Source organism: Aliarcobacter butzleri (assembly GCF_900187115.1).
Lineage (GTDB): Bacteria > Campylobacterota > Campylobacteria > Campylobacterales > Arcobacteraceae > Aliarcobacter > Aliarcobacter butzleri.
On the sequence record NZ_LT906455.1, the window covers coordinates 974,977 to 986,885 of the forward strand.

Below are 11,909 nucleotides of genomic sequence, written 5' to 3' on the forward strand. Positions count from 1 at the left end.
TTATTTCCATCTTTTGTATAAGGTATTATCTATTTTTAATAAATCAAACCATTTTCCAACCAAAAAATTTTCCATATCTTCTAAACTTTGTTGATTACTATAATATCCTAAAATTGGAGGTGCAATTGTAACTCCTAATTTTGATAATATCAACATGTTTTTTAGTGAAATTGTATTAAATGGCATCTCTCTAGGAGCAATAACAATCTCTCTTTTTTCCTTTAGCATTACTGTAAAAGCTCTAGTTATTAAACTATCTGCTATTCCAACAGCACATTTTGCTAAAGTATTTTGGCTACATGGAAGAATAATCATCTTATCAACTTTAAAAGAACCAGATGCAATACTTGCACCAATATCAGAATCTTTAAAAATAGTTATATTTTTTTCATCCTTAAATAATTCTTTCGTTGATATATTATTTTCAAGCTTTAAAGCTCTTTTTGAACTTTTAGAAAATACTACAAAAACCTCAAAATCTTTTGGTATTTGTTTTATAAAGTTTAAAGCCAGACTAACTCCACTAGCGCCTGAAATTGCCACTGTTATTTTCAATGAAAACCTTTGATTTTATATATGAAAATTGATAATATCAAAAAACAACTTTGAATTCAATCGATTAAATATTTTTAATTATAAAAGTAATTATTGTAAGTTTGAATTAATATTATAAGTGCTAACATCTTGTATAAATTTTTGATAAAAATTAAACATATTGTTTAATAAAAAATATTTTAAGTTTACTTCATTATGAAAGGATTTATTATGTCAAAAATCTTCACTTACATTAGAAATAATCAGAATAACGATAAATATACACAAGAACAAAAAGAAGCAATTCAAGGGTATATTGTTAAACATAATTTGCAAGTTTATAAAAATATTGAGATAAATATAAGCACACCTGCTGAAGAAAAAAATATTTTGCAATTGTTAGAAAATTGTGAAAAAAACTCAATAATTGTAGTTGCAAATCTAAATGTATTTGGACGAACAATAGAGACTATTTTAGAGATAGTAAAATTTTTATTAGCAAATAAAATTAGAATTATTGTGGTTGAACAAAATCTTGATTTATTAGATGATAAAGATATGTTAACTCAGATGATTTTAGGTGTTATTTCTATGACTGTAACTTTAGAAAAAGAGTTGATGAGTTTAAGAACAAAAGAGGCTTTAACAGCCAAAAAATTAAATGGTATGGCTTTAGGTAAACCAAAAGGAACAATCCAAAAATCTAAGTTTGATTTACAAAGAGATAAGATTGAAGAGCTTTTAGCTGTTGGATTAAGTGTTAGAAAAATATCAAAATTATTAGGTTATAACAATCATATAGGACTTAATAATTATGTTAGAAAAAGAAAAATAAAAGACAAAGTAAATGATAAATAGGTTTAAAACCTCTTTATTATGATTTAAAAAAAATATAGTAAAATTGAATTTACTAATAAAAAATGGAGAATTTATGAAAGTATTATTGATTAAAGATGTAAAAAGTTTAGGGAAAGCTGGTGAAATAAAAGAAGTAGCTGACGGATATGGGAAAAATTTTTTAATAGGAAAAGGTTTAGCATTACACGCAACAACTGATGTTTTAAATAAACATAAAGCTGAACAAAAAAAATTAGCACTTAAAGAAGAACAAGAAATTGCACAAGCTAAAGAATTAGCTGAAAAATTAAATGCTACAAAATTAACAATTAAACATAAAGTTGGAGCAAATGGGCATTTAATTGGAAGTGTAACAAATAAAGAAGTTAGTGATGCCCTAGAGCAACAATTTTCAATTATGATTGATAAAAAAAATATTGCATTAGATAATAAAATAAAAACTATTGGAATTTATGAAGTTGATTGTAAATTAGGGCATTCAATTCATGCAAAATTAAAAATTGATGTAATTGCGGAGTAATTTATATGTTTGATGCAACAACAATACTTGCATATAAGGGTAAAAATAAAGCAGTAATTGGAGGTGACGGTCAAGTTACTTTTGGAAATACTGTTTTAAAAGGAAATGCAACAAAAATTAGAACACTTTATAAAGACCAAATCTTGGCTGGATTTGCTGGAAGTACAGCTGATGCTTTTAATCTTTTTGATATGTTCGAAGGACATTTAGAAGCTTGTAAAGGTGATTTATTAAAATCAGTTATTGCTTTTTCTAAAGAGTGGCGAAAAGATAAAGTTCTAAGAAGATTAGAAGCTATGATGATAGTTTTAAATAAAGAAAAAATATTTATTTTAAGTGGAAATGGTGATGTTGTTGAACCAGAAGATGGAGCGATTGCTAGTATTGGAAGTGGTGGAAACTTTGCTATTTCTGCAGCGCGAGCTTTAGCAAAACACTCAAGTTTGGACGAAGAAGAATTGGTTAAAGAGTCACTTATGATTGCTGGAGAACTTTGTATTTATACAAATCAAAATATAAAAATATTAAAGTTAGAGGATTAAAAATAATATGGATATGACACCAAAGCAAATAGTTGCTTATTTAGATGATTATATCATTGGGCAAAAAGATGCAAAAAAAACAATAGCATTAGCTTTAAGAAATAGATATAGAAGAATGAGAGTTGAGCCAAAACTTCAAGAAGAAATAATGCCTAAAAATATTCTAATGATAGGAAATACTGGTGTTGGTAAAACTGAAATAGCAAGACGATTAGCTAAAATGATGGGATTACCTTTTGTAAAAGTAGAAGCGAGTAAATATACTGAAGTTGGATTTGTAGGTCGTGATGTTGAATCTATGATTAGAGATTTAGTATATGAAGGAATTAATCTAGTAACAAGAGAATTTGAAGAAAAAATCAAAGATAAAATTGATGATGAAGTAAATAAAAAAATTATAGAAAAACTTGTTCCACCACTTCCTGAAAGTGCAAGTGATAGTGCGAAAGAAGCTTTTATTAAAACATATAATACTATGGAAAAAAAGCTTTTAGAAGGTATTTTAGATGATAAAAAAATTGAGATAGAACTTCCTAAAAAAGCACATGTTGAAATAATTGATTCAAGTTTACCTTTTGATATGAGTTCTATGCAAGAGAGTTTAAATAAAATGCTTGGTAGTTTGAATAAAGATAAAATCAAAAAAGAAGTTACAATCAAAGACGCCAAAATTTTATTAAGAAGTGTTGCGAGTGAAAGTTTACTTGACCAAGAAGCAATAAAAATTGAAGCTTTAAAAAGATGTGAAAACGGTGGAATTATCTTTTTAGATGAAATTGATAAAATCGCTTCTGGTAAAAAAAATAATGGACAAGATCCATCAAAAGAGGGTGTTCAAAGAGATTTACTTCCAATAGTTGAAGGAAGTAGCGTTCAAACAAAATTTGGACAAATCAAAACTGACCATATTTTATTTATAGCTGCTGGTGCATTTCATGTATCAAAACCAAGTGATTTAATTCCTGAACTTCAAGGAAGATTTCCTTTAAGAGTTGAGTTAGAATCTCTTGATGAAGAAGCATTATACAAGATTTTAACAAATACAAAAAATTCACTTCTTAGACAGTATAAAGCACTTTTAGAAGTTGAAGGTGTTGAGTTAGAGTTTGATGATGAAGCAATAAGAGCTTTTGCTAAATATTCAGTTACAGCAAATGAAAAAACTGAAGATATAGGAGCAAGAAGACTTCATACAGTTATAGAAAAAGTTATTGAAGATATCTCTTTTGAAGCTGATGAAAAAAAAGGTACAAAAGTTGTTGTTACTAAAGAACTTGTATCTGATAAATTAGATGATATTGTTGATAATGTAGATACTGCAAGATATATATTGTAATTTAATAATATTTAGATACAATAATTTTTATAATACAAAAAGGGGTTTTTCTATGAAAGTTATAACATTTTGTGAAATTGATGAATCTTTATTTAATCCTGAATTTAATGTTGAAAGTTCTCATTCTAAAACAGGAGAATTAGCTGATGTAGTTATTTTGGATATTCAAACTATTTTTGAATATGAAGAGAGTAAACATCAAGTTTGTAAAGAAAAATATGTTTCAATAGCAATAATTGAAGATGAAAGTGATTATGATGCTTTTAAAAATTTTGGAATTGATGCATGGATAAAAATGTCAGATATTTCACAGATAAATAATCTTATAAACCTACTAAATAAAAGATTCTTATCTTAATTGAGGAACTCTTATAATTATAGATACTCATTGTCACTTAGACAACAAGCAATATGGTGAAGATATCCATAGTATTATTTTAAATGCTGTAAATCATGGCGTAAAGGGATTTTTAATCCCTGGTGCTGATTTTAATGATTTACCAAAAGCAGTAGAATTGGCTGAAAAATATAATGAAGTCTATTTTGCTGTTGGAATCCATCCTTATGATATAGATATGTATGATGAAAATATTATGGAAAAATATGTAAATCATCCAAAATGTATAGCTATTGGTGAATGTGGTTTGGATTATTATAGACTTCCTGAAGATGAAGAAGAAAAACTTGCAAATATTAAAAAACAAAAAGAGGTATTTATATCTCAAATAGAGTTTGCAAAAAAGTATAAAAAACCTTTAATAATACATATTAGAGAAGCTTCAAATGATTCAAGACAAATCTTAATTGATTATAATGCAAAAGAAGTTGGTGGAGTTTTACACTGTTTTAACGCTAGTGAACATTTATTGCTTTTAGCAGAACATAATTTTTATTTTGGAATAGGTGGAGTTTTAACATTTAAAAATGCAAAAAAATTGGTTGAGATTTTGCCAAAAATTCCAAAAGATAAATTATTGATAGAAACTGATGCTCCATATCTTACTCCTCATCCTCATAGAGGTGAAAGAAATGAACCTTATTATACAATTTTTGTATCTTCTAAAATGTCTGAATTATTAAATATAAGTGATATGGAAGTTCAAAATTTAACTACAAACAATGCAAAAAAATTATTTAAAGAGTTTTCTAGCCTTTCTTAGATATAATCTATACATCTTAAAATAAAGAGGTATTTTTGAAGAAGCTACTTTTTATATTACTCCTTTTAATCAATAATCTTTTTGCTGAAACTCCTACAGAATTAGATTTACAAGTGCTAAAAGATTTAGGCATTGATAGTTCATTTTTAAACGAACCATCTTTACAAAGAGCTTATAAAGAGTATTCCCAAAGCAAAAATATTGCACATTACGATGGCTTATTCAAAAAATCTGCTTTAAATAGTAAAATAGTTAAAGATGAAATTGAAAAAGAAAAAATCCCTTTTTCAGCAATTTTTATTCCTTTGATTGAATCAAGTTTCGTAAATCAAATAAATAAAAAAGGACCTTCTGGACTTTGGCAATTTATGCCTCAAACAGCAAAAAATCTTAAACTAAGAAATGATGATTTTGTAGATGAGAGATTGGATTTAATAAAATCAACAGATGCTGCAAGTACGTATTTAAGAAAATATTATAAAAAATTTGATAGATGGTATCTAGCAATTTTGGCTTATAATGCAGGAGAAGGAAGAATAATAGATGGTATTGCAAGAGCATCTTTAGATAAATATTTAGAAGAACATCCTACAATGACAGATGATAAGGTTATAAGAATTTATAAAATTTATTTAGAAGATTACAAAAAAAATAAAAAAGGAATGGATAATTTATACAATATTTATCGTTGGATAGGTGAAAAAGAGAACTATTTTGATTTATCTTATTTATTAAGAAATAATGGAAAGAAAGATTATTTACCAAAAACAACTGTTGAATACTTACATAAAGTTGTAGCTTTATCTATGATTGCAAATAGGGATTTATTTAAAAATTTAGATAGAAAAAGTAAATATAATTTAGAAAAAGTAAAAGTAGATAAGAGTTTAAGATTAAAAGATATTTCTGATGCAATTGGTATGAATTATGCTGAATTTAAAGAGATAAATAAGCACTTTAAAAAAGATGTTTTACCTAAAAATGCAAAATTATATAATCTTTATGTACCTCATACAAAATTAGATTTGTATAATTCTGTAATAAATAATTTAAAAGAAGTAAGTACAGTAGAAGTTCAAAAACAACCGGCACAAAAAGTAAAAAATGAACCTGTAAAAAAAGCAGTTGAAAATAAAAAAGCAACTTCAAATAAAATAGAACATATTGTCAAAGAAGGTGATACTTTAGAATCTATATCAAAAAAATATAAAACTAGTGTTGCAAAATTAAAAAAAGACAATAAGAAAAAATCAAATTTTCTAAAAATAGGAGAAAAAATTGAAATTTATAAATAATTTCAAAAGTATTCTATTTTTCGTACTTTTTAGTATATTCTTATTTACGGGATGTTCTTCAAAAAGTAGCAATTATGATTATTCAAGTTTTTATAAAGATACTCATAATGCAAATATAAATAACTCACTTGCTATGCATAGAGCAACAATGAGACCATATACAGTTTTTGGTATAAAATACTATCCTGAAATTGCAAAAGTTGGTGAAAGATTTAATGGTATTGCTTCTTGGTATGGACCTGATTTTCATGCAAAAAAAACATCAAATGGTGAAATTTATAATATGTATGCCATGACAGCCGCTCACAAAACTTTACCTATGAATACAGTTGTAAGAGTTGATAATTTAGATAATGGAAGATCAACAATAGTTAGAATAAATGATAGAGGTCCTTTTGTTAGTGGAAGAATCATCGATTTATCTAATAAAGCTGCACATGAAATTGATATGGTACGAAAAGGTACAGCAAAAGTTCAAATAACAGTTCTTGGATATAATGGTGAAATTAATAATAATGAAGCACCAGATGTTTTAACAGAAAAGTCACCAATAAATTCTTCAACAGCGTTTAGTGGGGGAACAGAATCTTTAGACTTAAAAGATGATATTATTACAACAACAGAAGTATCAAATAATATTGGAAAAGCAGTTAACACTGGTGTATCTAGTAAAGTTCCAACAACTGTAAAAAATACACAAAAGGCAAATGTAAAAGGTAATTTTAGTGTTCAAGTTGGAGCATTTAGTTTAGTTTCAGGAGCTCAACAAACACAAAGTACTTATCAAAAGAAATTTCCTTCTAAAAAAGTTGAATATGTAGAAAATGGTGGTATATATAGAGTTTTCATAAGAGGGTTTAGCTCTTATGATGAAGCACAAAATTTTAAAAATAGTAATAATTTAACAAATGCAATGGTTGTTCAATAGGATAAAAAAATGGTAGAAATAAATAGAAAAACAAAAGAAACAGATATAAAATGTAAACTTAATTTAGATGGTTGTGGAAAAATCAACATTAATACTGGTGTTGGTTTTTTTGATCATATGCTAGAAGCTTTATCTAAACATAGTGGGATCGATATTGATTTAACTTGTAGTGGTGATTTACATATTGACGCACATCATACAGTTGAAGACTGTGGAATAGTTTTAGGACAAGCTTTAAAAAAAGCAATATTTCCAATTTCTGCAGTTGAAAGATATGGAAATGCAACAGTTGTTATGGATGAAGCAGCAACGACATGTGCATTAGATTTATCAAATAGACCTTTTTTAGTTTACGAAGTAAATGTAAGTGGTAAAGTTGGTGATTTCGATGTAGAGCTCGTTGAAGAGTTTTTTCATGCAGTTGCAGGAAATGCTGGTTTAACAGTTCATATTATTCAAGATAGAGGAAGAAATAAACATCATATTTTAGAAGCCAGCTTTAAAGCTTTTGCTGTTGCTCTTAGACGAGCTTTAGTAAAAAATGAAAAATTAGGAATTCCTAGTACAAAAGGTGTTTTATGATTGAATTGATTGTTTTAGATGTTGATGGAACATTAACAGATGGTAAAATTACATATTCAACAAGTGGTGAAGAACTAAAATCTTTTAGTGTTGCAGATGGTTTAGCAATAGCTTCTTGGACAAAAGATTTAGGTAAAAAAGCTGCAATAATTACTGGAAGAAATTCATCTATTACAGAAAGAAGAGCAAAAGAACTTCATATTACGCATATTTACCAAGGTATTGAAAATAAACAAGCAGTTTTAGAAAATATTTTAAAAGAAGAAAATCTATCTTGGAATCAAGTTGCAGCTATTGGTGATGATTTAAACGATTATAAAATGTTAAAAAAAGTGGGACTTTCTTTTACTCCAGCAAATGGAAGTCACTATATAAAAAGTTTTGTAAATGTTGTTTGTCAAAATAAAGGTGGTGATGGAGCTGTTAGAGAGATGATTGAATATATTTTAAAAGAAGATAATTTAGAAGAGGAATTTTTAAGTTTATGGCAATAAAATCTTTTATAATAGCTCTTTTAGTTGTAGCATCTATTGTATATTTCATTCCTGCAACTAGTTTAAATAAAAATCAAGATACAAAAGATATCCCTTTACTTATATTTGATAATCCAATTATGTATACATTAAATGAAAATAGTGTAAATAGAGTTGTAATTGCTTCAAATGCTGTAAGATACGAAAATAGAGATGAAATGTTTAATGCAGACATAACATTAAAAAATCAAGACCCAACACAAGATTTTAATAGTGAAAGATTAAATGCTGATAAAATAGTTAAAAGAGGTGGAATTTATACTTTAACTGATAATGTAAAATATAAAAGGGATGATTTTATAAAAATAAATACAAACCACTTAATATATGATGACATAAATAAAATTGCAAAAAATGATAAACCTTTTGAAAGTGTATATAATTCACATTTTTATAAAGGAATAAATTTATATTTAGATTTGAATAATAGTAATATAAAATCTAAAGATGCACATTTTGAAATTGATTTAAATAAAACTAAAAAGGAAAAATAGTGAAAAAATATCTAATAGGAACTCTGTTTTGTTCTACACTTTTATTTGCACAAAGTGAAACTTTAATAATTGATGCTCAAGATTTTCAAGCCGATGATAAAAAGGGAATTTCTATTTTTACTGGTAATGTAAAAATAAAAATGGGTGAAGATAAATTAAATGCACAAAGAGTTGATGTATTTTTTGAAACTGATAAAAAAACAAATAACAAAACACCATTAAGATACGAAGCAACGGGTAAAGCTGATTTTGAAATTGTTACAAAAGATAAACATTATGTTGGAAATGGTGATAAAATAATCTATTCTCCACAAAAAGAAGAGTATACAATTATTGGAAATGGATTTATTCATGAACAAAATGATGATAGAAAAATTTATGGAGATACAATTTATGTAAATCAATTAAGTGGTGAAGCTAAAGTAAAAGGTAGCGAAAATAAACCAGTTAAATTTATCATAAATGTTGACCGTGGTAATAAGGAAACAAAATAATGACTATTGTTGATGCAAAATTCTTGCAATCAGCACAAAGTGTAAATGATTCTCCTGCACCAAATGTTGCTGAAGTTGCCTTTTTAGGACGTTCAAATGTAGGTAAATCTTCAATATTAAATAGTTTGACTTCTAGAAATGGTTTAGCAAAATCATCTTCAACTCCAGGAAAAACTCAGCTTATAAACTATTTTGAAATTAAGTTTAAAACAAAAAATGAAGAGACGCCATATTTATTTGCTAGATTTGTAGATTTACCAGGTTTTGGTTATGCAAAAGTAGCAAAAAGTTTAAAAGCAGAATGGAATAAGAATTTAACAGGATATTTACAATTAAGACCAAATTTACAAATTTTTGTTCATCTAATAGATTCAAGACATCCAGAACTTGAAATTGATAAAAATGTTGATGAATTTTTAAAAGAGATAAAAAGAGGTGATCAAATTATTGTAAATGCTTTTACAAAGATTGATAAACTAAATAGTAGTGAGTTATCAAAGCTAAAACGAGATTACCCTGATGGAATTTTTTTATCAAATCTTAAAAAAAGAGGTATAATTGACCTTCAAGATAAAATAACAGGATATTTATTTGGAAATTAGATTTTATAAACCAACAGTTGCTGATATTAAAGCTATGCAAGAGTTAGTAAAAGAAGAAGTAGAAAAAGGAAAAATTCTTTTAAGAACTGAAGATGAGATGGCTACAACAATTCGTTCTTATACTATTGTTGAAGTTGATGGACAAATGGCTGGATTTACAGCAACTCATATTCATTCTCCAAGACTTGCAGAAGTAAGAAGTTTAGTTGTAGGTGAAAAATTTCGTGGTTTGAAATTGGGTAAAAAGCTTGTAGAGGCCTGTATTAACGAAGCAAAAGAGTATGGAATAAAACAAGTTTTATCTTTAACTTATGAAAAAGGTTTTTTTGAAAGTTGTGGTTTTAGAGAAATTGCAAAAGAAGATATTCCTGAACAAAAGATTTGGGCTGACTGTATTCGATGTAAACTTTTCCCTATTTGTAACGAAATAGCAATGGTAATAGATATTTAAACTTCTTTAAAGCAAAAATAGATTATAAGATTAATTCTCAAAATTATATAAAGGTTATAATCGTTTTGCTTCTTCAATATTATAAAGAGATAAGTCATTATATTTTTAAACTAACAGGTGATAAAGCTTTAGCAAAAGATTTAACACAAGAAACTTACATTAAAGTTTTAGAAATAACTAAAACAAACTCTGATATTGAAATACAAAAAGCATATTTATATAAAACTGCTCAAAACTTAGTAATAGACAAAATAAGAAAAGATAAACTTTTATTACAAACTCCTTTTGAAGAAAATGAACACTTTTTTGAAACAAATGATTATGCAGAAGATTTAATATTTGATGAAATTAGAAAGAAAAAACTAAGAGAATCAATAAAATCTCTTCCTCCTCAGCAAAAAAAAGCTTTTGTTTTTTATTATTACAAAGGTTATACAAGAAAAGAAATTGCTCAAATTTTAGATATAAGCACAAATGCAGTTGAAAAAAACATCTCAAGAGCTATTTTAAAAATCAAAGATGAAATGAAGAAAGATTACTAAATGAATTTAAAAAATGAGATAAATAAAAAAGCAAATTCTTGGCTTATAAGACAAAAAGAAGGTTTAACCTCTTTTGAACAAAAAGAGTTTGAACTTTGGCTTGAAAATAAACATCACAAAAAAATATACGAAGAAAATAGAAATTTAATAGATGATTGTTTATCTTTAGATGATGATTTTATAAAAGAGCTTGAAGATGAAGTTTTAAAAGATATAAAACAAAAATCATATTTTAGTTTTAAATATATCGCAGCTTCAATCGCAATACTCTGTACTATCGCCTTTAGTGGCTATGAAATAAAAAGATATTTTATTCCAAATTTTACTCAAAGTTTTGTAAGTGTTGATGATAAAATCTTAAATATAGTGCTTCCTGATAACTCAATAATAGATTTAGATAAAAAATCACAAATAAAAATAAGCTATTATGATACAAAAAGAGTCATAGATTTAGAAGATGGAAATGCTATGTTTTCTGTATCAAAAGATAAAGCTAAACCTTTTTTAATAAAAACTCAAAATACTTTGATTGAAGTTTTAGGAACAAAATTTGAAGTGATAAATTTTGATAATAAAACAGTAATAAATGTTTTAGAAGGAGTTGTTCAAGTGAGTTATTTATCAAATATTTTTAAAACTCAAACTTTAGCAAAACTTGAAAAATCACAATCACTTATTTTGGATAATGAAGAAAAAGTTTATATTCAAGAAATAATAGATACAAATGAAATAGCAACTTGGAAAAATGATTTAATAAAGTTTAATAAAACAAGTTTAGAAGATGCTAGTTCTATGTTTGAAAGATACTCAAATAATAAAATGATATTTGAAGATGAAAAATCTTCTAAATTAAAAATATCAGGAAAATTTTCAACTTTACACTATGACAGTTTTTTAAAATCAATAGAGATGATTTATCCAGTTAAAATAATAAAAGATGGAAATATAATAAAAATTAGTAAAAAATAAAAGATTTTTTCCTAATTTTTCAAAGAGTATAGGTAAATTTCAAAATTCTTTTAAAAATGATGTCCGTTT

The 11,909-nt window shown here is 26.2% G+C and carries 17 protein-coding genes; 16 read left to right on the forward strand and 1 reads right to left on the reverse strand.

Annotated features, from left to right (window positions below; genetic code table 11):
• Nucleotides 1-555 carry a UbiX family flavin prenyltransferase gene (locus CKV87_RS04850; protein WP_012012690.1) on the reverse strand — a complete coding sequence of 185 codons (555 nt, stop codon included), beginning with the start codon at nt 553-555 and terminating at the stop codon, nt 1-3.
• A gap of 210 nt (nt 556-765) precedes the next feature.
• Between CKV87_RS04850 and CKV87_RS04855 the strand changes: the two genes are divergently transcribed.
• The 16 genes from CKV87_RS04855 (at nt 766) to CKV87_RS04930 (ending at nt 11,840) form a co-directional block, all read left to right on the forward strand.
• A complete protein-coding gene (locus CKV87_RS04855; RefSeq protein WP_012012691.1) occupies nt 766-1,392 on the forward strand; it encodes a recombinase family protein in 627 nt (208 codons plus the stop codon).
• A gap of 73 nt (nt 1,393-1,465) precedes the next feature.
• A complete protein-coding gene (gene rplI / locus CKV87_RS04860) occupies nt 1,466-1,912 on the forward strand; it encodes a 50S ribosomal protein L9 (RefSeq protein ID WP_012012692.1) in 447 nt (148 codons plus the stop codon).
• Nucleotides 1,913-1,917: 5 nt separating this feature from the next.
• On the forward strand, nt 1,918-2,454 hold the full coding sequence (hslV, locus tag CKV87_RS04865; RefSeq protein ID WP_004509157.1) for an ATP-dependent protease subunit HslV: 537 nt from the start codon (nt 1,918-1,920) through the stop codon (nt 2,452-2,454).
• Between the two features lie 7 nt (nt 2,455-2,461).
• Nucleotides 2,462-3,790, forward strand: a complete 1,329-nt coding sequence (gene hslU, locus CKV87_RS04870) for an ATP-dependent protease ATPase subunit HslU (RefSeq protein WP_012012693.1) — start codon at nt 2,462-2,464, stop codon at nt 3,788-3,790.
• Nucleotides 3,791-3,842: 52 nt separating this feature from the next.
• Complete coding sequence (locus CKV87_RS04875; protein ID WP_004509159.1) at nt 3,843-4,148, forward strand: hypothetical protein; 306 nt, start codon at nt 3,843-3,845, stop codon at nt 4,146-4,148.
• Between the two features lie 13 nt (nt 4,149-4,161).
• Nucleotides 4,162-4,950: a TatD family hydrolase gene (locus CKV87_RS04880; RefSeq protein ID WP_041644921.1), complete on the forward strand. Its 789-nt coding sequence runs from the start codon at nt 4,162-4,164 to the stop codon at nt 4,948-4,950.
• A gap of 35 nt (nt 4,951-4,985) precedes the next feature.
• Nucleotides 4,986-6,245, forward strand: a complete 1,260-nt coding sequence (locus CKV87_RS04885; protein WP_012012695.1) for a lytic transglycosylase domain-containing protein — start codon at nt 4,986-4,988, stop codon at nt 6,243-6,245.
• A complete protein-coding gene (locus CKV87_RS04890; protein WP_012012696.1) occupies nt 6,229-7,173 on the forward strand; it encodes a septal ring lytic transglycosylase RlpA family protein in 945 nt (314 codons plus the stop codon). Before CKV87_RS04885 ends, CKV87_RS04890 begins: the two co-directional genes overlap by 17 nt.
• A gap of 9 nt (nt 7,174-7,182) precedes the next feature.
• Complete coding sequence (hisB, locus tag CKV87_RS04895; protein WP_004509164.1) at nt 7,183-7,755, forward strand: imidazoleglycerol-phosphate dehydratase HisB; 573 nt, start codon at nt 7,183-7,185, stop codon at nt 7,753-7,755.
• Nucleotides 7,752-8,249 (forward strand): KdsC family phosphatase, encoded by a 498-nt coding sequence (locus CKV87_RS04900; RefSeq protein ID WP_004509165.1) that lies wholly within the window; start codon nt 7,752-7,754, stop codon nt 8,247-8,249. Before hisB ends, CKV87_RS04900 begins: the two co-directional genes overlap by 4 nt.
• Nucleotides 8,240-8,782, forward strand: a complete 543-nt coding sequence (lptC, locus tag CKV87_RS04905; RefSeq protein ID WP_004509166.1) for an LPS export ABC transporter periplasmic protein LptC — start codon at nt 8,240-8,242, stop codon at nt 8,780-8,782. Before CKV87_RS04900 ends, lptC begins: the two co-directional genes overlap by 10 nt.
• Nucleotides 8,782-9,276 carry a lipopolysaccharide transport periplasmic protein LptA gene (gene lptA, locus CKV87_RS04910; protein WP_012012697.1) on the forward strand — a complete coding sequence of 165 codons (495 nt, stop codon included), beginning with the start codon at nt 8,782-8,784 and terminating at the stop codon, nt 9,274-9,276. The genes lptC and lptA overlap by 1 nt, the downstream gene beginning before the upstream one ends.
• Nucleotides 9,276-9,878 (forward strand): ribosome biogenesis GTP-binding protein YihA/YsxC, encoded by a 603-nt coding sequence (yihA, locus tag CKV87_RS04915; protein WP_012012698.1) that lies wholly within the window; start codon nt 9,276-9,278, stop codon nt 9,876-9,878. Before lptA ends, yihA begins: the two co-directional genes overlap by 1 nt.
• Nucleotides 9,868-10,329 carry an N-acetyltransferase gene (locus CKV87_RS04920; RefSeq protein WP_004509169.1) on the forward strand — a complete coding sequence of 154 codons (462 nt, stop codon included), beginning with the start codon at nt 9,868-9,870 and terminating at the stop codon, nt 10,327-10,329. Before yihA ends, CKV87_RS04920 begins: the two co-directional genes overlap by 11 nt.
• A 65-nt stretch (nt 10,330-10,394) precedes the next feature.
• Nucleotides 10,395-10,871 (forward strand): RNA polymerase sigma factor, encoded by a 477-nt coding sequence (locus tag CKV87_RS04925; RefSeq protein WP_012012699.1) that lies wholly within the window; start codon nt 10,395-10,397, stop codon nt 10,869-10,871.
• On the forward strand, nt 10,872-11,840 hold the full coding sequence (locus CKV87_RS04930; RefSeq protein ID WP_012012700.1) for a FecR family protein: 969 nt from the start codon (nt 10,872-10,874) through the stop codon (nt 11,838-11,840). It abuts the gene before it with no gap.
• Nucleotides 11,841-11,909 lie beyond the last annotated feature (69 nt).

What these genes read in the sequence shown, in the direction of transcription:
- CKV87_RS04855 (WP_012012691.1), top strand. Translation starts at nt 766, where the DNA reads ATGTCAAAAATCTTCACTTACATTAGAAATAATCAGAATAACGATAAA.
- rplI (WP_012012692.1), top strand. Translation starts at nt 1,466, where the DNA reads ATGAAAGTATTATTGATTAAAGATGTAAAAAGTTTAGGGAAAGCTGGT.
- hslV (WP_004509157.1), top strand. Translation starts at nt 1,918, where the DNA reads ATGTTTGATGCAACAACAATACTTGCATATAAGGGTAAAAATAAAGCA.
- hslU (WP_012012693.1), top strand. Translation starts at nt 2,462, where the DNA reads ATGGATATGACACCAAAGCAAATAGTTGCTTATTTAGATGATTATATC.
- CKV87_RS04875 (WP_004509159.1), top strand. Translation starts at nt 3,843, where the DNA reads ATGAAAGTTATAACATTTTGTGAAATTGATGAATCTTTATTTAATCCT.
- hisB (WP_004509164.1), top strand. Translation starts at nt 7,183, where the DNA reads ATGGTAGAAATAAATAGAAAAACAAAAGAAACAGATATAAAATGTAAA.
- CKV87_RS04900 (WP_004509165.1), top strand. Translation starts at nt 7,752, where the DNA reads ATGATTGAATTGATTGTTTTAGATGTTGATGGAACATTAACAGATGGT.
- lptC (WP_004509166.1), top strand. Translation starts at nt 8,240, where the DNA reads ATGGCAATAAAATCTTTTATAATAGCTCTTTTAGTTGTAGCATCTATT.
- yihA (WP_012012698.1), top strand. Translation starts at nt 9,276, where the DNA reads ATGACTATTGTTGATGCAAAATTCTTGCAATCAGCACAAAGTGTAAAT.
- CKV87_RS04930 (WP_012012700.1), top strand. Translation starts at nt 10,872, where the DNA reads ATGAATTTAAAAAATGAGATAAATAAAAAAGCAAATTCTTGGCTTATA.